At 70.8% G+C, this 21,267-nt stretch carries 23 protein-coding genes and 1 tRNA gene; 7 read left to right on the top strand and 17 right to left on the bottom strand.

The features are described 5' to 3' along the window. The first annotated feature begins 101 nt into the window (after nt 1-101). Nucleotides 102-1,115: a LacI family DNA-binding transcriptional regulator gene (locus BW982_RS16915; protein ID WP_254845639.1), complete on the top strand. Its 1,014-nt coding sequence runs from the start codon at nt 102-104 to the stop codon at nt 1,113-1,115. A gap of 47 nt (nt 1,116-1,162) precedes the next feature. Here the strand turns inward: BW982_RS16915 and BW982_RS16910 are convergent. The 3 genes from BW982_RS16910 to BW982_RS16900 all read right to left on the bottom strand — a co-directional run bounded on the left by BW982_RS16910 (nt 1,163) and on the right by BW982_RS16900 (nt 2,763). After that, a tRNA-Tyr gene (locus tag BW982_RS16910) sits at nt 1,163-1,244 on the bottom strand. A gap of 146 nt (nt 1,245-1,390) precedes the next feature. Then, complete coding sequence (locus tag BW982_RS16905; protein WP_076495320.1) at nt 1,391-2,266, bottom strand: PfkB family carbohydrate kinase; 876 nt, start codon at nt 2,264-2,266, stop codon at nt 1,391-1,393. Next, nucleotides 2,263-2,763, bottom strand: a complete 501-nt coding sequence (locus BW982_RS16900; protein WP_076495318.1) for an FBP domain-containing protein — start codon at nt 2,761-2,763, stop codon at nt 2,263-2,265. Before BW982_RS16900 ends, BW982_RS16905 begins: the two co-directional genes overlap by 4 nt. 68 nt (nt 2,764-2,831) lie before the next feature. Between BW982_RS16900 and BW982_RS16895 the strand changes: the two genes are divergently transcribed. Genes BW982_RS16895 through BW982_RS18350 form a run of 3 tightly spaced genes read left to right on the top strand, consistent with a single transcriptional unit; the run spans nt 2,832 to nt 4,116 of the window. Continuing rightward, nucleotides 2,832-3,320 carry a YajQ family cyclic di-GMP-binding protein gene (locus tag BW982_RS16895; RefSeq protein WP_076495316.1) on the top strand — a complete coding sequence of 163 codons (489 nt, stop codon included), beginning with the start codon at nt 2,832-2,834 and terminating at the stop codon, nt 3,318-3,320. 20 nt (nt 3,321-3,340) lie between these two features. After that, complete coding sequence (locus tag BW982_RS16890; RefSeq protein ID WP_076495314.1) at nt 3,341-3,982, top strand: dihydrofolate reductase family protein; 642 nt, start codon at nt 3,341-3,343, stop codon at nt 3,980-3,982. After that, nucleotides 3,979-4,116, top strand: coding sequence for a hypothetical protein (locus BW982_RS18350; protein ID WP_022877849.1), 138 nt, complete (start codon nt 3,979-3,981; stop codon nt 4,114-4,116). The genes BW982_RS16890 and BW982_RS18350 overlap by 4 nt, the downstream gene beginning before the upstream one ends. A gap of 75 nt (nt 4,117-4,191) precedes the next feature. On the opposite strand, the gene arr is transcribed toward BW982_RS18350, so the two are convergent. From arr to BW982_RS16855, 7 genes are all read right to left on the bottom strand, one after another. Next, nucleotides 4,192-4,587 (bottom strand): NAD(+)--rifampin ADP-ribosyltransferase, encoded by a 396-nt coding sequence (gene arr, locus BW982_RS16885; protein WP_076495312.1) that lies wholly within the window; start codon nt 4,585-4,587, stop codon nt 4,192-4,194. Between the two features lie 11 nt (nt 4,588-4,598). Continuing rightward, nucleotides 4,599-6,290 carry an AMP-binding protein gene (locus BW982_RS16880; protein ID WP_076495310.1) on the bottom strand — a complete coding sequence of 564 codons (1,692 nt, stop codon included), beginning with the start codon at nt 6,288-6,290 and terminating at the stop codon, nt 4,599-4,601. A 21-nt stretch (nt 6,291-6,311) separates the two neighbouring features. Next, on the bottom strand, nt 6,312-7,283 hold the full coding sequence (locus BW982_RS16875) for an alpha/beta hydrolase (protein WP_076495308.1): 972 nt from the start codon (nt 7,281-7,283) through the stop codon (nt 6,312-6,314). Nucleotides 7,284-7,316: 33 nt separating this feature from the next. Then, the gene (locus BW982_RS16870) at nt 7,317-8,690 is read right to left on the bottom strand and encodes an FAD-dependent oxidoreductase (RefSeq protein WP_076495306.1); all 1,374 of its coding nucleotides are present in this window, start codon (nt 8,688-8,690) and stop codon (nt 7,317-7,319) included. Nucleotides 8,691-8,732: 42 nt separating this feature from the next. Then, nucleotides 8,733-9,794 (bottom strand): polyprenyl synthetase family protein, encoded by a 1,062-nt coding sequence (locus tag BW982_RS16865; RefSeq protein WP_076495304.1) that lies wholly within the window; start codon nt 9,792-9,794, stop codon nt 8,733-8,735. 69 nt (nt 9,795-9,863) lie between these two features. Further along, a complete protein-coding gene (locus BW982_RS16860; protein WP_076495302.1) occupies nt 9,864-10,583 on the bottom strand; it encodes a demethylmenaquinone methyltransferase in 720 nt (239 codons plus the stop codon). A 9-nt stretch (nt 10,584-10,592) separates the two neighbouring features. Continuing rightward, entirely contained in the window at nt 10,593-11,156 is a 564-nt protein-coding gene (locus BW982_RS16855) for a DUF402 domain-containing protein (protein WP_076495300.1), read from the bottom strand. Nucleotides 11,157-11,317: 161 nt separating this feature from the next. On the opposite strand from BW982_RS16855, the gene BW982_RS16850 reads away from it, so the two are divergent. Then, entirely contained in the window at nt 11,318-12,532 is a 1,215-nt protein-coding gene (locus BW982_RS16850; protein ID WP_076495376.1) for an isochorismate synthase, read from the top strand. On the opposite strand, the gene BW982_RS16845 is transcribed toward BW982_RS16850, so the two are convergent. Genes BW982_RS16845 through BW982_RS16835 form a run of 3 tightly spaced genes read right to left on the bottom strand, consistent with a single transcriptional unit; the run spans nt 12,529 to nt 15,644 of the window. Continuing rightward, nucleotides 12,529-13,386, bottom strand: a complete 858-nt coding sequence (locus BW982_RS16845) for a polyphosphate kinase 2 family protein (RefSeq protein WP_076495297.1) — start codon at nt 13,384-13,386, stop codon at nt 12,529-12,531. The two genes, BW982_RS16850 and BW982_RS16845, sit on opposite strands and share 4 nt — an antisense overlap. A gap of 54 nt (nt 13,387-13,440) precedes the next feature. After that, a complete protein-coding gene (gene menD / locus BW982_RS16840; RefSeq protein WP_083696789.1) occupies nt 13,441-15,222 on the bottom strand; it encodes a 2-succinyl-5-enolpyruvyl-6-hydroxy-3-cyclohexene-1-carboxylic-acid synthase in 1,782 nt (593 codons plus the stop codon). Further along, nucleotides 15,219-15,644 (bottom strand): PLD nuclease N-terminal domain-containing protein, encoded by a 426-nt coding sequence (locus BW982_RS16835; protein ID WP_076495293.1) that lies wholly within the window; start codon nt 15,642-15,644, stop codon nt 15,219-15,221. The genes menD and BW982_RS16835 overlap by 4 nt, the downstream gene beginning before the upstream one ends. Nucleotides 15,645-15,718: 74 nt before the next feature. Between BW982_RS16835 and BW982_RS16830 the strand changes: the two genes are divergently transcribed. Further along, entirely contained in the window at nt 15,719-16,030 is a 312-nt protein-coding gene (locus tag BW982_RS16830; RefSeq protein WP_076495292.1) for a DUF4229 domain-containing protein, read from the top strand. 2 nt (nt 16,031-16,032) lie between these two features. On the opposite strand, the gene BW982_RS16825 is transcribed toward BW982_RS16830, so the two are convergent. The 3 genes from BW982_RS16825 to BW982_RS16815 are packed head-to-tail and all read right to left on the bottom strand — an operon-like array spanning nt 16,033 to nt 19,104. Next, on the bottom strand, nt 16,033-17,004 hold the full coding sequence (locus tag BW982_RS16825) for a 1,4-dihydroxy-2-naphthoate polyprenyltransferase (protein WP_076495290.1): 972 nt from the start codon (nt 17,002-17,004) through the stop codon (nt 16,033-16,035). 11 nt (nt 17,005-17,015) lie between these two features. Next, a complete protein-coding gene (locus tag BW982_RS16820; protein WP_076495374.1) occupies nt 17,016-18,161 on the bottom strand; it encodes an AMP-binding protein in 1,146 nt (381 codons plus the stop codon). Between the two features lie 40 nt (nt 18,162-18,201). Further along, a complete protein-coding gene (locus tag BW982_RS16815; protein WP_076495289.1) occupies nt 18,202-19,104 on the bottom strand; it encodes a 1,4-dihydroxy-2-naphthoyl-CoA synthase in 903 nt (300 codons plus the stop codon). Nucleotides 19,105-19,266: 162 nt separating this feature from the next. On the opposite strand from BW982_RS16815, the gene BW982_RS16810 reads away from it, so the two are divergent. After that, nucleotides 19,267-20,400, top strand: coding sequence for a Fic family protein (locus BW982_RS16810; protein ID WP_076495287.1), 1,134 nt, complete (start codon nt 19,267-19,269; stop codon nt 20,398-20,400). A 25-nt stretch (nt 20,401-20,425) separates the two neighbouring features. Here the strand turns inward: BW982_RS16810 and BW982_RS16805 are convergent, their stop codons facing one another. Beyond that, complete coding sequence (locus BW982_RS16805; protein WP_076495285.1) at nt 20,426-21,223, bottom strand: LLM class F420-dependent oxidoreductase; 798 nt, start codon at nt 21,221-21,223, stop codon at nt 20,426-20,428. Nucleotides 21,224-21,267: the final 44 nt, after the last annotated feature.

Here is a 21,267-nt window from a genome sequence, read left to right as displayed (position 1 = left end):
TGAACGTACACAGAGTGGCATCCCCTGTTTTGCTCGTCAAGTCACCGTTATCAATCTGTGCTCGTTCACACATCAGGGTCGTCGCCCCTAGGATCGGGAACGTGGAAACGGAGCGTCGGCGTCGCGCCACCGTGAAAGACGTCGCCCTCGAGGCGGGCGTCTCTCGGGGGACGGTCAGCCGCGTACTGAACGGGCAGCCGTACGTCTCGGAAGACGCGCGCGCGGCGATCGAAGCGGCGATCGCGAAAGTGGGGTTCGTCCCCAACCGCGCCGCGCGCAGTCTGGTGATGCAGAGCTCGCAGGCGATCGGTCTGATCGTGCACGAGCCGCACTCGCTGTTCGTCGAGGACCCCAACATCGCCTCGATCCTTCTGGGCGCCAACAGCGCGCTCTCCGAGGCCGACTACCAGCTCTCGTGCCTGATCGCCGACACCCCGCGCGACGTGGACCGACTCGCCCGCTACCTCAGTGGCGGCCTCATCGACGGCGTGATCATCGTCTCGGCCCGCGTCGGCGACCCCATCACCCGGGCGGTCGTGGAACTGGGCCTCCCCGCCGCCTTCGTCGGCAACCCCCGCGACATAGGGGACGCCGCCCACGTCGCGATCGACAACCGCGGCTCGGCGCGCGAGATCACGAAACGTCTCGTCGGCACGGGACGCCGTCGCGTCGGCATGGTCGCCGCCGCCCTCGACCGCGATTCCGGCGCCGACCGCCTCGCCGGATTCGTCGACGCGCTCGGCGGCGACTTCGACCCGCAGCTCGTCGAGCGGGTGCCGTTCTACTCGTTCTCCGACGGCAAGGCCGGCATGAAGCGCCTCCTCGACCGCGTTCCCGACATCGACGGCGTCTTCGCCTCCAGCGACGCCGTCGCCGCCGGCGCCATGGAGGCGCTCCGCGAAGCCGGACGCCGGATCCCCGACGACGTCGGCATCGTCGGCTTCGACGACAGCTCCTGGGCGCTGCGCTGCGACCCGCCGCTCTCGACCGTGCACCAACCCGCCGACCAGCTCGGCAGCGCCGCCGCACGCGCCGTCCTCGCGCAACTCGACGGACAGACCTTCACGGCCCCGATCCTGCTGGAGAGCCCCATCGTCTGGCGCGAATCGGCGTGAGAAACGAGAAAGCCCCGGTTGCCCGGGGCTTTCTCGAGGATGTTCGGTGGCGAGTGAGGGATTCGAACCCCCGAATGCAATGCAGTCTGATTTACAGTCAGATCCCTTTGGCCGCTTGGGTAACTCGCCAGGTGCGCACCCGCCCGGCTTTCTCAGTCGACCAGAGGCGCGATCACCTACCTTACCCTCCCCGAGGGGGTGGTTCCAACACGGGCCGGGGGTGACACGCACCTCCTCCGTCGGAGCCTTCCCACACGGGTGGGTTCACGCCGGGATCACTCGGGGATGCGCAGCAGCGCGCCCTCGCTGCGACAGGTGACGGCGGCCACCTCCATGGCGCGATCGAGCACGAAGCCCCAGCCCGCCTCGTCCTCGGGCAGACCCCCGCGCACGAGCGCCGCCGTCGTCGAGAGCACGGCATCGCCACCGCCCATCGTGTCGACGATGGGCTCGGGAAGCTCCACGATCGGGCGGGAGACGGTGAGCCCGTGCGCGTCGATGGCCGCTCCCCCGGCGCCGTACGTGGCCAGCACGGCCTCGACACCCAGGGCCGAGAGCTTCTCGCGGAGGTCCTCGAGCGGTCCGCCGTACAGGAGCTGCGCGTCGTCCTCGCCGACCTTCACGAGCTGCGCGCGGGCGGCGGCCTTTTCGAACCCGCGCACGAAAGCCTCGCGGTCGTGGAGCATGCCGGCCCGGGGGTTCGGGTCGATCGCGAGGGACGCCGCCCCCACGGCATCCAGCAGCGCCTCGGTCTGCTCCGCGTCGTCGAACGGGAAGCAGCTCACCACGACGAGGGGCGCGTCGGCCAGCGCGGCGCGCTCGGCGTCGCCGTAGCGCACACGGCGGTTCTGCGCGGCCTCGTTGAAGGCGTATTCGGGCTCACCGCCGGCCGATCGCGTGCTCACCGCGCGCGACGACCCGTGCTCCGACGGGCTCTGCAGAAGGGCGACGTCGTACTCGGCGAGGTAGTCGCGGATCTGCTCGCCCGCCGCGTCGTCGCCGACCATGGCGATGAGCGAGGTGGGGACGCCGAGGCGCGACAGTCCCACCGCGACGTTGAGAGCGGCACCGCCGACGAACTCGCGCACACCGGCGTCGTCGCGCAGTTCGTCGATGAGGGCGTCGCCGATGACGACGACCCGGCCGCTCATCGCTGCACCCCGGCCGTCTCGAGCACGCGCTCGACGAAAGCCTCGGTGCGGCGCTTGGTGCCGTCGATCTTCATGTCCACACTCCCGCGGATCTCACTCGGCGCCAGCGGCATCGCGAGGCGCACGTTCTCGTGGCACGACAGGTCGGCGCACATGTACGTTCCGACCGTATCGCCGTGTTCCCCCGCCGCCCCGGCTTTCCGCGCCGTGAACAACGCCACTTGGTCGCCCGGTTGCATCGTGTGGCAGAGATTGCACATGGCCGCCCGCGCGCGCGATTGCCCGTCGGCAACCCGCAGCACGATCCCCGTCGGCTCACCGTTGCGCTCGGTCACGAGGTACCCGCGCCCCCGACTGCGCGGGTCTCGCCACGCGAAGAAGTCGAGGTGGTCCCAGTCGGTGAGCAGGAAGTCGTGCGGCAGCGCCACGACCCGCAACTCCTCGGGCGCGGCGTTGACGAACGCATCGCGCACCTCGTTCTCGGTGAGTGCTCGCATGGCATCCGAGTCTACGAGCGACCCGGGCACGCCGGGCCGGGCCCGTCGACGCTCGCTAGAATCACGGAATGGCCGACAGCTCATTCGACATCGTCTCCAAGATCGACCGCCAGGAAGCCGACAACGCCCTGAACCAGGCCCGCAAAGAGGTCGAACAGCGCTACGACTTCAAGGGCACCGACGCCTCCATCGAGTGGAGCGGTGAGGCGATCCTCATCAAGGCGAACTCCGAGGAGCGGGCGAAAGCCGTGCTCGACGTCTTCCAGACCAAGCTCATCAAGCGCGGCATCTCGCTGAAGAGCCTCGAGACGGGTGACCCGGTCGCCGGCGGCAAGGAATACCGCATCACCTCGACGCTCAAGGAAGGCATCTCGCAGGAGAACGCCAAGAAGATCGGCAAGATCATCCGCGACGAGGGCCCCAAGAGCGTGAAGTCGCAGATCCAGGGCGACGAGCTGCGCGTGCAGTCGAAGTCCCGCGACGACCTGCAGGAGGTCCAGCGCCTCCTCAAGGCCGCCGACCTCGACGTCGACCTGCAGTTCACGAACTACCGCTAAGAGGACATTCCAGGGATGCCATGGCCGTCCGTGTCGATCTGAACATCTCGCTCGACGGGGTCGCCGCGCCCGCCGACATCTCGCCCGAGAACCCGATGGGGGCCGACTGGGGGCTGCTCGTCGAGGACTACATGGCCACGCGCACGTTCCGCGCGCGGGTGTTCGGCGACACCTCCGGCGCGGGGACGACCGGAATCGACGACCGGTACGCCGCCGCCTACTTCGAGGGCGTCGGCGCCGAGGTCATGGGCGCGGGGATGTTCGGCATCCACTCGTTCCCCGACGACCCGGACTGGCGTGGATGGTGGGGCGACGAGCCGCCGTTCCGCGTGCCGGTGCTCGTGCTGACGCACCGGGAACGCGCGCCGATCGAGTTCGCGAACGGCACGCGATTCGAGTTCGTCCGGACGGGGATCGAGGATGCCGTGCGCCGGGCGACCGGACTCGCCAGTGACGCCGACGTGCGCGTGGGCGGCGGCGTCTCGACCGCGCGCTCCGCCCTCGCCGCGGGCCTCGTCGACCGGCTGCACGTCGCCATCCGCCCCGTGGTCCTGGGGCGCGGCACCCGCCTGTGGGACGACCTGGAGCACCTGCACACGGACTACCGCGTCACGTCGGAAGTCGCCGAGAGCGGCGTCGTTCACGTGACGTTCGAGCGGTGAGGACACCCGAGGGTCTCCCGACCTGCCCGACGTGCGGCGATCCGTTGCGGTTCGAGGTGCTCGACGACGAGCGTTTCCTCGTGGCGTGGTCGTGCGTGACCTGCGGGCTGATCCGCACCACGGAACCGAGCTAGGAGTTCAGTTGATGATCTCGGCGTTCTCGTCGCGCATGCGGGCGAGTCGGGTCCGCCACTCGGCGAGCTGATCCCTCAGTTGATGATCTCGGCGTTCTCGTCGCGCATGCGGGCGAGTCGGGTCCGCCACTCGGCGAGCACCTCGGGCGTGAGTCGCGTCCAGTCGTCACGCTCGGCCACGACGCGCAACGGGGCGGCGCTGCGGTAGGACCGCGTCGGGTTCCCGGGGAACTTCTTGTCGGTGACGTTGGGGTCGTCCTCCCACTCCCCCGTCGGCTCGACCTCGTAGACCCGCGGCGGACCGTCGCCGGGGATGATCTCGGCCGCCAGCCCGGCTCCGTCGAGGAGCGCCGTGAAGTAGATGTGGTTCATGACCACCTCCGGCCGGTAGTTCGACCGGAAGCCGGGCGTGAGGAGGTCGCCGACCCGGAGGTCCGCTCTCGTTCCGTGGAAGAAGGGTCCGGTTTCCATCTGTTGTCCTCTCAGCCGCGCAGGCGGTCGTCGCGCCACTCCACGACGACGATCTCGCCGCGGGCGGCGCGCTCCTCGCGCTCGCGCAGCTCGACGCGGCGGATCTTGCCCGAGATCGTCTTGGGCAGCTGGGCGAACTCGATGCGCCGCAACCGCTGGAAGGGCGCGAGATTCTCCCGCGCGAAGCGCAGGATCTCCAGCGCGACCTCCTCGCCCGGCTCGTGCCCGGATGCCAGGACGACGTACGCCTTCGGAACCGACAGGCGCAGCGCGTCCGGCGCGGGCACGACGGCTGCCTCGACGACGGCGGGGTGCTCGATCAGCACGCTCTCCAGCTCGAACGGGCTGATCTTGTAGTCCGAGGACTTGAAGACGTCGTCGGTGCGGCCGATGTAGGTGATGCTTCCGGTCTCGTCGCGACGGGCGACGTCGCCGGTGTGGAAGAGCCCGTCGGCGAAGGCATCCGCGTTGCGCTCCGGATCCGCGACGTATCCGGTCATGAGGTTGAGAGGCCGGTTCGTGAGATCGAGGCAGATCTCGCCCTCGTCCGCACGCTCACCGGTGAGCGGGTCGACGATGACGACGGGACAGCCGGGCAGCGGCCGTCCCATCGAGCCGGGCACGAGGCCCGCGCCCGGGGTGTTCGCGACGATCGCCGTCATCTCCGTCTGGCCGTACCCGTCGCGGATGTCGAGCTGCCACGCGCGCTGCACGTGGGCGATCACCTCGGGGTTCAGCGGCTCCCCCGCCGAGACGACTTCGCGCAGCGCCCCGCACCGCCCCGTCAGATCGGCCTGGATGAGCATGCGCCACACCGTCGGCGGAGCACAGAACGTCGTCACGCGATCGCGTTCGAGCTCCGACAGCAACCGGTCGGCCGAGAACCGGGAGTAGTTCAGCGCGAGAACGGTCGCCTCGGCGATCCACGGGGCGAAGAAGCAGCTCCACGCGTGCTTCGCCCACCCCGGCGAACTGATGGCGAGGTGCACGTCGCCCGGCTCGAGCCCCAGCCAGTACATGGTCGACAGGTGGCCGACCGGGTAGGACGCGTGCGTGTGCTCGACGAGCTTCGGCTTCGACGTCGTCCCGGAGGTGAAGTACAGCAGCAGGCGGTCGTCGGCGGTGGTTCCGGGATGCCGGGCGGGTTCCGCCTCCGCGAGGAACGCGTCGTCGTAGCGGGCCCACCCCGGCAGCGCTTCGCCGACCACGATGCGGCCCAGGTCCTGACCCGCACCGTCGAACTTGTCGGCATCCGCGGATCCGACGATGACGTGCCGGATCTCGGCCCGATCGATACGGTCGGCCAGATCGCCCGGCCCGAGCGCCGTCGTGGTCGGCGCGATGACGCCGCCGAGCTTCATGATCGCCAGCATCGACTCCCACAGCTCGACCTGGTTGCCGAGCATCAGCAGCACCGCGTGCCCCGCGCGCACGCCCCGGGATGCCAGCCAGGCGGCCAGCTGATCCGAGCGGCGCGCCAGCTCGTCGAACGTCCGCTCATGGTGGGTCTCGTCATCGTCGACCACGATGAGGGCCGGTGCGTCGTTGCCTCGCGCCATCGGGTCGAACCAGTCGATCGCCCAGTTGAACGGCCCCTCGATCCTCGGCCATTCGAACGCCGCGGCGTGGTCCGGGTCGGTGCGGGCGGCGAGGAGGAGGTCGCGGGCGGCGCGGTACTGCTCGGTGGGGGTGGTCGAGGTCATGAGGCTCCTTCGCTCAGCCCTCTAGGCTAGCCACCCCGACCATCGGTCGAGGGCGGCGAACGCCTCGTCCCGGACGTTCCGCTGCGACAGGAAGACGTCGTGCAGCGCGCCGTCGATGCGCGAGATCGTGACCTCCCGCGCGATACGGGTCGCCGCGCGGGCGATGTCGTCGACGACGAGCACCGAGTCGGTCTCGCGCATGGCATCGCTCCAGGACAGCGCCGACGTCGACCGGGCCGACAACAACACCAGTGCCGGGCACCCGACATCGACCCCGGATGCCACCCGCGCGTGGCCCGCGACGACCGCGGCGAGCCACCCCGGATGGGTCGGGAAGCCGCGCTCGGGCCGCCACCCGTCCGGGCTGTCGGGAAGAGTCCCCACCTCGCGTTGGGCACGCGTGTAGAACCCGAGATCGACGACCGGGTGCGTGCCCAGCGGGTCGATGCGGGCGCGCGCGTTGAGGATCGGAGCCAGGGCCTGACGTCCGAGCGGGCCGAGCTGCAACTCCAGCCACGGGCTGTTGAGCACGACGGCGTGCGCGCGTCCCGGATGCCGTGCCGCCCACAGTGTCAGCGTCAGCCCACCCGTGCTGTGCCCGAGGAGCACGAGCCGCCGCCCGCGCGCCTGCGTCCCCATGGCCTCGAGCGCCGCCTCGATGTCGGCGTCGTACACGTCGAGCGCGGCGACGTAGCCGCGCGTCTGCCCGGGCCGGATGCTGCGCCCGTACTTGCGCAGATCCAGCGCGTGGAAACGCGCGCCGCGGTCGGTGAAGAACCGCGCGAGGTCCGCCTGGAAGAAGTAGTCCGACCACCCGTGCACGTACAGCACGTCGATATCGCGCCACGCCCCGAACAGGCGCGCGCCCGGGTGCGGCATCGCGCGCACCAGGGTGGCGACGACCTCACCCTCGTCGTCCGCGCCCAGCGGCAGAGTCCGCTGCTCGAAGCCCGGCCCGAGGATGTCCGGATGCCACTCCCCCGCGTCCCCCATGGGCACAGCCTACGGGTGGGGGTCTAACCCCCGTTACTCGCCGCGGGAGACGCGGATCATCTCGTCGCGCGGCACGACCTTGATGCGCGCACGCTCGTGCGGCGCGCCGAGGGCGATCTCGTGCTCGTCGAGGCGGTGCCAGCCGTCGAGGTCGGTCCACCGGACGCCGCGCTCCTCGAGCAGGGCGGGGATCGCCTCCTCCTCGGGGTGGGCGGGACGCCACCACTCGGCCTGGTCGTTGATGACGTGGCGCACCGTCTCCATGGCATCCGACTTGGTGTGCCCGATCAGGCCGACGGGACCGCGCTTGATCCAGCCGGTCGCGTAGAGGCCCGGGATCCGCTCGTTGGAGTCGGATGCCAGGACCTGGCCCTCGTGGTTGGGGATGACGCCGTGACGCTCGTCGAACGGCACGTCGGTGAGCGGGGAACCGAAGTAGCCGACCGCGCGGTAGATCGCCTGGATCGGCACCTCGCGGATCTCGCCGGTGCCGACCACGCCGCCTTCGGCGTCGGGCTTCGTGCGCTCGTACTTCAACGCGGCCACGCGGCCGTCGGCATCCGTCACGACCTCGAGCGGCTTCGCCCAGAAGTGCAGGTGCAGACGGCGCGAAGCCTCTCCGCCGGCGTTGTTGACGCCCGGGCGGGTACGCCACTGCTGCAGCACGCGGTCGATGACCTTGACCTGCTTGTTGGTCTCGATCGCGGTGCGGGAGGCCTCGTCGTAGTCGAAGTCCTCGTCGTAGACGACCATGTCGACGTCGCGCAGCTCGCCGAGCTCGCGCAGCTCCAGCGGGGTGAACTTCACCTGGGCGGGGCCGCGACGGCCGAACACGTGCACGTCGGTGACGGGCGAGGCCTTGAGCCCCTGGTAGACGTTGTCGGGCACCTCGGTGGGAAGGAGGTCGTCGGCGTGCTTGGCGAGCATGCGCGTGATGTCGAGGGCGACGTTGCCGTTGCCGATGACGGCGACCGACTCGGCCTCCAGCGGCCACTCGCGCGGGACGTCGGGATGCCCGTCGAACCAGCTCACGAAGTCGGCGGCGCCGTAGGAGCCGTGCGCGTCGATGCCGGGGATGTCGAGGTCGGCGTCGCGGATCGCGCCGGTGGCGAAGATGACGGCGTTGTAGTGCTGCTTCAGGTCGTCGAGCGTGATGTCGGTGCCGAAGTTCACGTTGCCGAAGATGCGGATGTCACCCCGGTCGAGCACCTCACGGAGCGCCGTGATGACGCCCTTGATGCGCGGGTGGTCGGGGGCCACCCCGTAACGGACCAGGCCGTAGGGGGCGGGGAGCTGCTCGAACAGGTCGATCGACACGTCGAACTCGCGCTCGGCCTTCAACAGGATGTCGGCGGCGTAGATGCCGGCGGGGCCGGCGCCGACGATGGCAAGGCGCAGCTTCGTCATGGGGGTCCTCTCGATCGTGATCGGGGGGGGTGTGGGGAAAGGTCAGGCGGAGCGGTCGGCCACGGCGCGGGCGAACCGCGTCAGGGCCTTGCGGACAGCCCCGTCCGGAAGGGGCGCGAGCGCGTCGATCGCCTCTTGCGACCACCGGTGGGCCAGGTCGAGCGTCTCGCGCGTGGTCTCGTGCTCGCGCAACTCCGTGAGCGGATCGTCGAGGATCGCGGGGTCGGCGCCCGCGGCGATTCGATCCTGCCCCTCGTCGATGCGCGCCCGCAGGTCGGCCGAAGCCTGATCCGACCGGTGACCGAGAAGCAGGTAGGGCATCGTCGGCACACCCGCGCGCAGATCGGTGCCGGGGACCTTGCCCGTCTCGGACGGATCGGGCGACAGGTCGATGACGTCGTCGAGCAGCTGGAAGGCGACGCCCGCCTTCTCGCCGAAGACGACCATCGGAGCTTCGAACTCCTCGGGAGCGCCCGAGTAGATCACACCGGACTGGGCGGCGGCGGCGATGAGCGAACCGGTCTTGTCGGCCAGCACACGCAGGTAGAACTCGACGGGCTCGTCGCCCTCCTGCGGACCGACGGTCTCGTGCATCTGCCCGAGGACGAGTCGTTCGAAGGTGTCGGCCTGCAGCTGGATCGCCCGTTCACCGCGGCGGGCCATGAGCTGGCTGGCGCGCGAGAAGAGGAGGTCGCCGGTGAGGATCGCGATGTTGTTGCCCCACACCGTCTGCGCGCTGGGGACGCCGCGGCGCTTGTCGGCGCCGTCCATGACGTCGTCGTGATACAGCGAGCCGAGATGCGTCAGTTCGAGAGCGGTGGCCACCTCGACGACCTCGGGCGTCGTGCCCCGGCCGAGCTGAGCGGTGAGGATGGCGAGCATCGGGCGCACGCGCTTCCCGCCCGCTTCGTACAGGTATCGGGCGGTGACATCGGCGAGTCGGTCGGCGCTGCGCACCTCGCGTTCGAGGGTGCTCTCGACGAGGTCGAGACCTGCCTCGACGGTGGAGAGCAGGGTGCGCGCGCGCAGCCCGCCGAAGATGCGGTCACTCAGGCCCAGCTTGCCCGACAGGCGGGTGCCGGCCGCGGGCGGTCTCGGGGTCACGGTTTCAGCCTATCCTGGCGCGGTCCGGGGCAGCCGACGGTATCTCGACGGTTGACAGCGCGCACATCCTCACGCGCCGGGATTCACTCCGCGATGGAGGGCCACGATGCCGAACGTGAGGTTGCGGTACGCCACGTCCGTCCAGCCGGCATCCCGCATCCACGACGCGAGCGTCGGCTGGTTCGGCCAGTCGCGGATCGATTCGTTCAGGTAGTCGTAGGCCTCGGCGTTCGAACTCACCGTCTTCGCGACGATCGGGAGGACGCGGTCGTTGTAGAAGCGGTAGAGGCCGTTGAACACGCGGGACGGGGGATGCGAGAACTCGCACACCACGATGCGCCCCCCGGGCTTCGTCACCCGGCGCAGCTCGCGCAGCGCACGCCGCGGGTCGTTGACGTTCCGCAGACCGAACGACATGGTCACCGCGTCGAACTCGCCGTCCTGGAACGGCAGGTCGGTGGCATCCGCCTGGACGAACTCGAGATTCGGGACGTTCCCGTGCCGACGGCGCCCCTCGGCGATCATGCCGCGCGAGAAGTCCGCCGCCACGACGTGGGCTCCGCTGGGAACGAACGCCATCGATGACGTCCCCGTGCCGGCGGCGAGGTCGAGGATGCGCTCGCCCCGCTTCGGGGCGACGGCCTTCAGGGTCGCGACGCGCCAGAACCGGTCGTTGCCGAGGCTCAGCACCGAATTGGTGCGGTCGTAGGCCGCGGCCACCTGGTCGAACATTCCGCTGACGCGCTGGGGGTCCTTGCCGAGATCGGCGCGGTTGGGGTCGCTGCTCACCCGTCGAGTCTAGGCGCGGGCCGCGCCGTCGTCCCCGGCTTGCGCGAGGTCGGCCAGGTGTCGCAGCCACGGGCCGGTGACGTCGTCCGTGAACGGCGCCTCCCGGTCGCGCACGCGCTGCTCGAGATCGGCGGCGACGGTCTCGAGGTGCGTCTGGATGTCGGCGGGGTAGCCGTACTGCACGCGATGCTCGTCCCATTCGTCGCGGTCGTCGATCCAGGTGCCGCGCTCGTCGGTGCGGCGCACGACATCCAGGTCCATGTCGATGCCGACCGGGGTGCCGTCGTCGTCCCAGCCGACGTTCCACGCGAGATCGATGTACACGGCCACCGGATGCGGTGCGGCGTTGTGCGTGAACGCCCAGTCGCCGCTGGCCGGCACGAGCGTGACGTTGGGCTCGCGGCACACGAACTCGCGGCCCGGGCGGACGCTCCGCCACCCGATCTGCTGCCCGAACCAGTCGCCCCAGCTGTCGGAGCCCAAGTAGACGCAGTCCTGCTCCCAGTGCGGCGACCCGTCCCACTTGCGCCAGCGGAACACGAGCCGGGTGCCGGGTGCGGGACGGGAGGTCATGCCGCGAGTCTAAGTCGCGGTGCACGCCCGACAGGTGACGGTGCTGGCGTCCTGGCGCTTCCCTGCCGCGAGTCTCAGTGGCGGTCTACTGTGGAAATGTGCAGCAACCGGCGGACGACCTCGTGCCCCGTCTGCGCGTCGTCACCCGGGAACTGGCCCCCATGGACGACGTGCTCGACTACACGACGGGCTACGACCCCCTGTTCTGGAGCCGACGTGGCGAGTCGCTCGCCGGCTTCGGCGATCTGCTGACGATCCGCTACACCGGCGCCCGGCCGGGCGACGCGAGCATCGCCGACCGGTGGCGCCGGATCGCCGCCGCCGCCGAGATCGACGACCCGCTGGGCCTCCCCGGCACGGGTCTCGTGGCCTTCGGCTCGTTCGTCTTCGACCCCCGCTCGGAGCGCGAGAGCATCCTCCGGGTGCCCGGCACGATCGTGGGACGCCACGGGGGCCGGGCCTGGGTCACGCGACTAGCCTTCGCCGACACCCCCGACGAACCCGAACCCGATCTGCCGCCCCGCTCCCCCTTCGGCCCGCACTGGTCGGCCACGCTCGGTCCCGGGCGGCAGACCGCGGAGGGATATCAGGAGGCCGTGCACCGGGCGGTCGAGGCGATCCGGATGGGCGAAGTCCGCAAGGTCGTGCTGGCGCGCGACATCATCGGCACGATCCCCGCCGGATCCGATCGACGCCGCCTCGTCCGCTCGCTCCTCGAGGGGTACCCGGACTGCTGGGTCTTCGCGGTCGACGGCCTCATCGGCGCCAGCCCCGAGACGCTCGTCACGGTCTCCCGCGGCACGGTCACCGCCCGCGTCCTGGCCGGTACCACCGCGCGCGGCGGCGATGCCGACAGCGACGTCGCCGCGGCGCTCGCCCTCACCGAGAGCGCGAAAGACCAGGAAGAGCACCGGTTCGCCGTGCAGAGCGTGCTCGCCGCCCTCCGCCCGCACACCTCGGCCCTCGCCGCCGCCGAGCAGCCCTTCACGCTGAAGCTCCCGAACGTCTGGCACCTCGCCACCGATGTCGAGGGCGAGCTGTCGGAAGCGGCATCCTCCCTCGACCTCCTCACGGTGCTGCACCCCACGGCCGCCGTCGCCGGCACCCCGACCGCCGTCGCGATGGACGTCATCCGTCGCCTCGAGCCTTTCGACCGCGGGCGCTACGCCGGGGCCGTCGGCTGGATCGGCGCATCGGGCGACGGCGAGTGGGCGATCGCGCTGCGCTGCGCGCAGATCGACCCTGCGGCCCCGACCGCCCCCACCGCCACGATCACCGCGTACGCGGGAGCGGGGATCGTCGCCGAGAGCGTGCCCGAATCCGAACTGCTGGAGACCCGCGTGAAATTCCGCCCGATCGTGGAGGCGCTGGCCTAGGACTCCGCGAGCCGCTTCTTCTCGGTCGCGACGTCGTAGTCGGCCGCGGGCCACTGCGGGTCGAGATCGGCGAGCGCGTCGGTGAGCAGACGCTGCACCGCCAGCCGCGCGTACCACTTGCGATCCGCGGGCACGACGTGCCACGGGGCGAGGGGCGTCGAGGTCCGTTCGAACGCCACCTGGTAGGCATCCATGTACTCGTCCCAGAGCGCGCGCTCATCCACGTCGGACGGGTTGTACTTCCAGTGCTTGTCGGGCCGATCCAGACGGGATGCCAGGCGCTCGCGCTGCTCCTCCTTCGAGATGTGCAGCATCACCTTCACGACACGGATGCCGAGCTCCGCCGCCTCGGCCTCGAACGCGACGATCGCCCCGTACCGGCGTTCGATCTCGTCGGCGGGGGCGAGGGAACGGACGCGCCCGATGAGCACGTCCTCGTAGTGCGACCGGTCGAAGACGCCGAGGCGCCCCGCATCGGGGAGCCGCTTACGGATGCGCCACAGGAAGTCGTGCGACAGCTCTTCGGCGGTGGGCTTCTTGAACGAGGCCAGCTCCACGCCCTGCGGATCGACCGCGCCGACGACGTGCTTGACGATGCCGCCCTTGCCCGCGGTGTCCATGGCCTGCAGCACCAGCAGCACCGACCCGGTCGCCGTACCCGCGACGCTCTGCGCGAAGAGACGCCCCTGCAGGTCGGCCAGCGGCGCGATGCCGGACTCGAGGTCGGCCGTGCCGCGGGCCTTGTCGCCGTCATACCCCGGGGTCGACCGAGAGTCGACGTCGGCGAGTCGAAAGCCCGGCCCCACGCGGAGGGCTTCGGCGGCGGGCGTGGTCCAGTGGGTGTGCGCACTCATCGACACATCGTGCCGTGCGCGCGCGGCGCGCGCCAAGAGGTTGACGGACTCCGCTCAGCGCTCGAGCGGAACCTCGATCAGCTGGCGACCGCCCGCGGGCGAGGTGAGCGCCTGATCGAGGGCGACGCGGGTCGTCACGCGGTGATACTCCCAGCCGTACGCGAGGGCGAGCTGCTCGAGCCGGACATCCTGGGGCGTGTACTGCACGCGCTCCATCGCGTCGGCGCCGGCGACACCGGCGACCTCGAGGCCGTCGAAGATCGTGCCGCCGCCGTCGTTGCCGACGATCACCTGCAGGCGCGGTTCGTGCTCCCCCGGAGGGAGGAGGAGCGCCCCCACGTCGTGCAGGAACGCGAGGTCGCCGAGCAGCACCCGCGTGACGCCCGGGCGTTCGGCGTCCTGGCTGGCGAGCGCCACACCGGTCGCGGTCGCGATGGTACCGTCGATGCCCGCGAGTCCACGGTTCGCGTGCACGGCCACCTTCTTGCCCCCGAGCAGTTCGTCGGCGACGCGCACGAGACGCGACGAGCCGAACACGAGCCGGTCGTGGGGCCAGGTCGCGCGCCACAGGGCATCGACGAGAGCGGCACGGTCGACGGGGGCGCGGATGACCGCGACCTCGGCGTTGATCGCGCCGAGACGCTCCTGCGGAACAGCGGACGCCAGCCCGTCGGCGTCGGGAGCGGGCGGGCTCAGGTCGACGGCGGCGGCACGCGACGCGCGCATCCACTCCCCGAGCCACGCGCGGTCCCCGGGGCCGTCGGCATCCACGGCGTCCGCCGCCCGGGTCGCGCCGTTGAGGTTGATGGGCTCGCCCGGGCCCCGTACCGCGATCACCTCGACGTCCTCGCGGCTGAGCAGACGCGTGATCTCGCGGCTCAGGGTCGGATGCCCGAACACGACGACCCGTTCGACGCGACCGCCGAGTCCGGGGTCGCGCAGCAGAGCGCGGTACGCGTGCACGACGTGGCGGCCGAACCGCGCGCCGCTGACGATCTCGGCGACGAGCGGGAATCCACCGCGGTGAGCGAGCTCCTCGGCGGCGGCCCCGGCATCCGCGCCGGCCACCACGATCGTCCGCGGCCCCGGTTCGAGCACCAGGGCAGCCTCGGGCTCGGGGGCCACGTCCGCGACTCCGATCCCCCCACCGCCCTGGTACAGGGCCCCGGATGCCTCGACGTCGCCGACATCGCCGGACGGGGCGCGTCGGGTCGCACGATCCGTGAGCCACGCGGGCACGGCGCCCGCGAGAGGCTCCCGCAGCGGGACGTTGAGGTGAACGGGGCCGGCCGGACGCGCGCCCTCCCCGAGCGCCGCGGCGAGCGCCGTCGCCGCGACCGCGTCGAACGCGGCGGTCTGGGGGTCGGTGGCATCCGGGTCGACGGTCTCAGGGACCGAGAGATCGGCCTCGAATCGGGTCGCCGAGTGGAAGAGCCCGGGCTGCCGCGTCGTCTGGTTCGCACCGACGCCCCGGAGCTCCGGGGGACGGTCGCCGGTGAGGAGCAGGAGAGGGACGCCGGAGTGGTGCGCTTCGAGGGCCGCGGGCAGCAGGTTCGCGACCGCCGTGCCCGACGTGCAGATCACGGCCGCGGGCATCCCGGTCTCGCGCCCGATGCCCAGGGCCGTGAACCCGGCGACGCGTTCGTCGATGCGCACGTGCAATCGCACGAGTCCGGTGCGCTCCAGCTCTGCCGCCACGAGGGCCAACGCCTGCGACCTCGACCCGGGGCTCACGACGAGGTGCCGCACGCCACGGGACACCAGTCCGGCCAGCAGCGCCGCAGCCGCGTCCGTCGCGGGCGCCGAAGCGCCCCCTTCCGCCGGTGCCACGGTCAGCCGACGGCGCCGCGCTGACCGCGGGTGTCGTCGTCGCCCGGCTTGCCGCCGGGCTCGTCCGTGTCCGGCTGGGGCGCCGGCCGCGCGTCGCGAGGGTCGTCCCCCTCGGAGTCGAGCTGCGCGAGCTCCTCCTCGAGGCGGCGGATGCGCTCGTCCTGATCGGCGCGGGCGCGGGCGGAAAGCCCGCCGAGGAATTCGGGGTCGTCGTCGGGAGCCCGTCGCAGCACCGGGCCGCCGGCCCGGCCACGACCGATCACGAACCACAGGATGCCGCCCAGCACGGGCAACAGGATCACGATGACCATCCACGCGGGCTTGCTGACCCCGCGGTGGCGGGTCGCCGGTTGAACGGCGCAATCGACGATCGTGTAGACCCAGAACGCGGTCGCCACGAGCGCCAGGATCAGCAGCAGGCGTGCCATGCAGCGATTCTACCGGCGCTGCCTGGGCAGCGGCCGGGCGCCGAGTCGGGCCGACGCGGTCGTAGAGTGGAGGCATGCGTGCCCGTTCCGCCCTGGTCTACACGGTGCTGCGTCTCCTCGCTTTCGTGGTGCCGCTCGGCATCCTGCTGCTGTTCCCCGTCTTCCAGGAGCTGCCGTGGCTGGCCGCGGTGTTCGCGGCCCTGATCGGGCTGAGCCTGTCGCTGCTGTTCCTGCGTCGCCCGCTCGACCGGATCACGGGCGACCTGGCCGAGCGACGGGCGACGCGACGCGCGGCCGACCGCCGCACCGCCGCGGAACGCGACGCCGACGTCGAAGACGCGGTGGTCGACGCCGCAGGCGACGAGCGGCTCGACAGCGAGCGCTGAAGTCAGGCGAGAAACGCCCAGAACAACACCGCGCCGTACGCGACGGACGTGAAGCTCGTCACCTGCAACGCCACGATGAGTTCGCGCGGCGCCCGGTAGGTCCAGACGATGAGGATCGCCGACAGAGCCCCGAGCAGCGCGATGAGCGTCAGCCACGCGATCGGGTACACCGGCGCGAGGAACACCGCGATCCCGAACGGCACCAGCACGAACACGGTGAACAGCACCTGCGTCGCCCGGCGACCGATGAGCACCGACAGCGTGCGCTTGCCCGCGAGCCGGTCCTGGTCGATGTCGCGGAGGTTGTTGGCGAGGAGCACCGCGCACGCGAGGAGACCCGCGGCCACGGCGCCGAACCACGCCTCCTGCGGCAGCGCCTGCACCTGCAGCCACGTCGTGCCGAGGGTGGCGACGAGGCCGAAGAACACGAAGACGAATACCTCGCCCAGCGCGTTGTAGCCGTAGGGGCGCTTCCCCCCGGTGTAGAACCACGCGGCGACGATGCACGCCGCGCCCACCACGATGAGCCACCACTGCCCGGTGCGGATCACGAGCGCGAGGCCGATGACCGCGGCGAGCGCGAAGAACGCCAGCGCCACGATGAGCACGGTGCGCGGCTTCGCCTTCCGGCCGCCGGTCAGTCGGCCGGGGCCGACGCGGACGTCGTCGGTGCCCCGGATGCCGTCGCTGTAGTCGTTGGCGTAGTTGACGCCGATCTGCAGCGCGAAGGCGACCGCGAGGCACGCGAGGGCGATGACCCAGTGGAACCGATCGTCCACCAGCGTCGCGGCGCCGGTCCCGATGAGCACCGGGGTGATGGCGAGCGGCAGCGTCCGGAGGCGGGCGGCTCCGATCCAATCGCGCGCGGTCGCCCGGGTCGCCGCGCGCGGAGCCGGTCGGTGCGCCTTCTGGGGGTTGCCGCCGGGACGCCGCTTCGGGGCCGGACGCGAGCGCTTGCGAGACTGTGCTGCCACGGAGGGAAAGCCTAATTCTTCGCGGAGCCGAATCGCTGCCGCAGGGCGGCGCGGTCGGGCTTCCCGGATGCCAGCAGCGGCAGCCCGTCGACCAGGACGACGCGCGCGGGCCGCGCGACCGGACCGATCGCCGCGGCGACCTCCGCGCGGACGCGCTGGAGCGTCTCCCGCTCGTCGAGACCGGGGGCGGCCGCCACCACGATGGAGCCCTGCCCCCAACGCGGATCGTCCGCGGGGATCACGACCGCGGACTCCAGACCCGGGATGCCGCGCACCGCCGCCTCGACCCGGTCGAGCGAGACGTTCACGCCCCCCGACACGATGACGTTGTCGAGGCGCCCGGTGATCCGCAGCACCCCGTCGGCGAGCTCGCCCCCGTCACCTGTGCGATACCACCGGGTGCCGGAAGCATCCACGGGGAAGACCTCGGCCGTGCGACCCGGTTCACCGAGGTAGCCGTCGGCGAGGGTCGGGCCCGAGATGCGCACTTCGCCGTCGACGATCGAGAGCGTCACTCCGTCGAGCGGGACCCCGTCGTACACGCAGCCGCCGCTGGTCTCGGTCGAGCCGTACGTGCGGACGATCCGCGCGCCGACGGCCGCCGCGCGTTCCCGCAGGGAGACGGGAAGGGACTGCCCGCCGATGAGGATGCGCTCGAACGAACGCAGTGCCCGCCGCACCTCGGAGTCGCTCTCGGAGGCGTCGAGCAGACGGTGCAGCTGTGCGGGAACGAGGGACGTGTACGTGGGAATCCGCTCGCCGTTCTCGTGCGACGCCATCCCCAGGGCCGCCGCCGCGAAGGGTTCGGGGCGGAAGGGTCCCGCGAGGATCGCCGGTTCCCGGCCGTTCACCAGCGCGCGGACGAGCACCTGCGCCCCGGCGACGTACGTCGCGGGCACGGCGAGCAGCCACGCCCCCTCCCCGATCCGCGCCGAGGTGGCGAAGGCGCTCGCGATCAACGCGTTGCGGCCGAGCGCCACCGACTTCGGCACCCCCGTCGACCCCGACGTCGTGATCACCACGCCCGTCCCGACCGGCACCTCGTCCGGCAGCCCGTCGCCGCCCAGGGCGACCGCGGGTCCCGCCCCCAGGACGGCGTGCCGCAGCGCGCGCAGCACATCGCGGGGATCGTCGGATGCCACCGCCTCCAGCTTCACGGCCGCACCGGGGCGTCGCCCGAGGGGGTGCATCCGGGGATCAGTAGTGCCACGGGACGCCCGACCAGTCGGGGTCGCGCTTCTGGAGGAACGAATCGCGCCCCTCGGCCGCCTCGTCGGTGCCGTACGCGAGACGCGTCGCCTCGCCCGCGAACAGCTGCTGGCCGACGAGTCCGTCGTCGACCGCGTTGAACGCGAACTTCAGCATGCGGATCGCCGTCGGCGATTTCGTCAGGATCGTCCGCGCCATGGCCAGCGCCTCGCGCTCGAGCTCGGCGTGCGGGACGACGCGGTTGACCGCACCCATCTCGTACGCGCGCTGGGCCGAGTACTCCTCGGCGAGGAAGAAGACCTCGCGCGCGAACTTCTGCCCGATCTGCCGCGCGAAGTACGCCGACCCGTAACCGGCGTCGAACGAGCCCACGTCGGCATCCGTCTGCTTGAAACGGCCGTTCTCGGCGCTCGCGATCGAGAGATCGCACACGACGTTGAGCGAATGCCCGCCGCCGGCCGCCCACCCGGGCACCACCGCGATGACGACCTTCGGCATGAACCGGATCAGACGCTGCACCTCGAGGATGTGCAGGCGCCCCGCCCGGCCGTGGTCGGCGACCGCCGTCTCGTCGTCGGAGTACTTGTACCCGTCGCGTCCCCGGATGCGTTGGTCGCCGCCCGAGCAGAACGCCCAGCCGCCGTCCTTCGGGCTCGGCCCGTTGCCGGTGAGCAGCACCACGCCGATGCGGTGGTCCTGCCGGGCGATGTCGAGCGCGCGGTACAGCTCGTCGACGGTGTGGGGGCGGAACGCGTTGCGCACCTCCGGCCGATCGAACGCGATGCGGGCCACTCGGCCGTCATGGGTGACGTGGGCGGTGATGTCGGTGTAGTCCTCGGCGCCGGGAGCGAGGGTCCACTCGGCCGGATCGAAGATGTCGGAGACGGTCATCGAAGCCTCTCTGCGCAAGTCTCGACGGAGATCAGGGCAAGTTCTAGCGTACGGTAGGTGCAATTAATCGGACGAGGAAAGCTGCCATAGGTGCCGTAATCACGGCGAAAACCACCCATTCCTCGCAAGTAGCACGATCCCCGATGCGCAAATGAGAACCGTATGACCGACAAGTACGTGATCCCTCGCCTCGACTTCGAGTCGCAGCTGGTGGCGACGCTGTTCGAGATCGAGCGCTTCCGGTCGGACATCGGCACCGGCGACACACCGCGTGACACCTATCTCGAACTTCATCATCTCTTCGACTTCGTGATGAGCGTCGTGTCCGCCCGTATCGAGGGCAATCACACAACCGTCTACGACGCGCTCGACCAGATCGAGGCCGGCGGATCGACGAGCGCGGACCAGATCAGCGAGATCCAGAACATCGCGACGACGGCCCGCTTCATCGACGGACTGCCGCCGGACGCTCCCCTGACCCACACGCTGGTCCGCGAGATCCATCGCCGAACCGTCGACGGACTCGTGCGCGAAGGAGACCCGACGCCGGGGTCGTACCGCGAGGTCGACGTCGCGATCACCGATTCCGCACACACTCCGCCGAGCTGGGTCACCGTGCACGCCGAGATGTCCGAGCTCCTGGAATTCGCGAACGCTGAGCGCCCCCTCCACGAACAGATGCTCCAGATCGCGATCGCGCACCACCGGTTCGTGTGGATCCACCCGTTCCGCAACGGGAACGGACGGGTATCCCGCCTGTTCACCTACGCCATGCTGCGCAAGACGATCTTCGCGACGCGGGGCTACAGCGCCCTGAATCCCACGGCGGTCTTCGGCAACGACCGTGACGCCTATATCTCGGCTCTCGAGCGGGCCGACGACCTGACCGCGGAGGGCACGATCTCGTGGGCCGAGTTCTTCGTCACCGGCATCCGCGACGACGTCGCTCGGCTGATCGACCTGCAACACCACGATTTCGTCATAGATCGGGTCGTCGGGCCCGCTCTCGACGGCCTCCTGCATGACGGGCTGATCTCGCGCGAGGCCCACGCCGCCCTCCGCGCCACGCTGGAACGCGGCGTGGTGAAGGCCGGCGACCTGGAACACGTCGCGCCGGGAACCGCCGCCCAACGGTCTCGATTCATCCGGGCATTGCGCGAACGCAATCTGCTCCAGCAGGCGGAAGAAGGACCGCGCTTCTACCGCCTGTCTCTGTCACGAGGTCCGCTCGCTCCACGACTCATCCGCCGCCTCGACGCGCTCGGCTACCTCCCGCGCATGCTGTCGGACGACTGACCGAAGCCCGAGACGTTCACGGGACTCAGGCGTTCTTGCTGTCCCGCCAGGCGAGCCACCGCTCGATGATCGAGTAGTCCCAGTCCGGGCCCGAGAATCCGAGCGTGAACAGGCGGGTGCCGGCGTCGTACAGCGCGTCGGCGACGGTCTCGTCGCGGTCCTTCAGCTCGTTGGAGACGATGAGGCCCGAGAGGTCGCGCCCCTCGGTCTCGGCCCAGCGCTCGATGACCTCGAACTTGTGCGGCAGCTCGTCGGGCGTGACGAAGCTGTGCCAGATGTCGGCGTGACGGGCGACGATGCGCAGCGTCTTCTGCTCGCCCTTGCCGCCGATCATCACCGGGATCTTGCGGGTGGGCGCGGGGTTGAGCTTGCCCCAGCGGTCGACGATGCGGTCGAGGTCGCTCGCGAGGGCGTTCAGTCGCGAACCGGCCGTTCCGAATTCGTAGCCGTACTCGTCGTAATCGCGCTGGAACCAGCCCGATCCGGTGCCGAAGATGAAGCGCCCGGTGTCGCCGCCCTTCTTGCTGATGTGGTCGATCGTCCGGGCCATGTCCGCCTGCAGGTCGGCACCTCGGTAGCTGTTGCAGTTGACCAGAGCGCCGAACTCGACGCGCTCGGTCTGCTCGGCCCAGGCGGCGAGCATGGTCCACGACTCGAAGTGCTCGCCGTCAGGGTCGCCGTAGAGGGGGAAGAAGTGGTCCCAGTTGAACAGGACGTCGACGCCCATCTCTTCCAGACGGAAGACGGCGTCGCGGATGTCGGAGTACTGCACGTGCTGCGGCTGGATCTGGACGCCGAGACGCACCGGGGTGTCGAAGAGCATGCGGCCAGCCTATTCCCGACGTCCGACACCGAGGCCAGGATGGG

The organism is Microbacterium sp. RURRCA19A (assembly GCF_900156455.1).
Lineage (GTDB): Bacteria > Actinomycetota > Actinomycetes > Actinomycetales > Microbacteriaceae > Microbacterium.
Note: the sequence above shows the minus strand (reverse complement) of the source record. Positions and strands in the feature narration are given on the sequence as shown.

What these genes read in the sequence shown, in the direction of transcription:
- BW982_RS16905 (WP_076495320.1), bottom strand. Translation starts at nt 2,266, where the DNA reads ATGAGCGGCCGGGTCGTCGTCATCGGCGACGCCCTCATCGACGAACTG.
- BW982_RS16900 (WP_076495318.1), bottom strand. Translation starts at nt 2,763, where the DNA reads ATGCGAGCACTCACCGAGAACGAGGTGCGCGATGCGTTCGTCAACGCC.
- BW982_RS16895 (WP_076495316.1), top strand. Translation starts at nt 2,832, where the DNA reads ATGGCCGACAGCTCATTCGACATCGTCTCCAAGATCGACCGCCAGGAA.
- BW982_RS16890 (WP_076495314.1), top strand. Translation starts at nt 3,341, where the DNA reads ATGGCCGTCCGTGTCGATCTGAACATCTCGCTCGACGGGGTCGCCGCG.
- arr (WP_076495312.1), bottom strand. Translation starts at nt 4,587, where the DNA reads ATGGAAACCGGACCCTTCTTCCACGGAACGAGAGCGGACCTCCGGGTC.
- BW982_RS16880 (WP_076495310.1), bottom strand. Translation starts at nt 6,290, where the DNA reads ATGACCTCGACCACCCCCACCGAGCAGTACCGCGCCGCCCGCGACCTC.
- BW982_RS16875 (WP_076495308.1), bottom strand. Translation starts at nt 7,283, where the DNA reads ATGGGGGACGCGGGGGAGTGGCATCCGGACATCCTCGGGCCGGGCTTC.
- BW982_RS16870 (WP_076495306.1), bottom strand. Translation starts at nt 8,690, where the DNA reads ATGACGAAGCTGCGCCTTGCCATCGTCGGCGCCGGCCCCGCCGGCATC.
- BW982_RS16855 (WP_076495300.1), bottom strand. Translation starts at nt 11,156, where the DNA reads ATGACCTCCCGTCCCGCACCCGGCACCCGGCTCGTGTTCCGCTGGCGC.
- BW982_RS16850 (WP_076495376.1), top strand. Translation starts at nt 11,318, where the DNA reads ATGGACGACGTGCTCGACTACACGACGGGCTACGACCCCCTGTTCTGG.
- BW982_RS16845 (WP_076495297.1), bottom strand. Translation starts at nt 13,386, where the DNA reads ATGAGTGCGCACACCCACTGGACCACGCCCGCCGCCGAAGCCCTCCGC.
- BW982_RS16835 (WP_076495293.1), bottom strand. Translation starts at nt 15,644, where the DNA reads ATGGCACGCCTGCTGCTGATCCTGGCGCTCGTGGCGACCGCGTTCTGG.
- BW982_RS16830 (WP_076495292.1), top strand. Translation starts at nt 15,719, where the DNA reads ATGCGTGCCCGTTCCGCCCTGGTCTACACGGTGCTGCGTCTCCTCGCT.
- BW982_RS16815 (WP_076495289.1), bottom strand. Translation starts at nt 19,104, where the DNA reads ATGACCGTCTCCGACATCTTCGATCCGGCCGAGTGGACCCTCGCTCCC.
- BW982_RS16810 (WP_076495287.1), top strand. Translation starts at nt 19,267, where the DNA reads ATGACCGACAAGTACGTGATCCCTCGCCTCGACTTCGAGTCGCAGCTG.
- BW982_RS16805 (WP_076495285.1), bottom strand. Translation starts at nt 21,223, where the DNA reads ATGCTCTTCGACACCCCGGTGCGTCTCGGCGTCCAGATCCAGCCGCAG.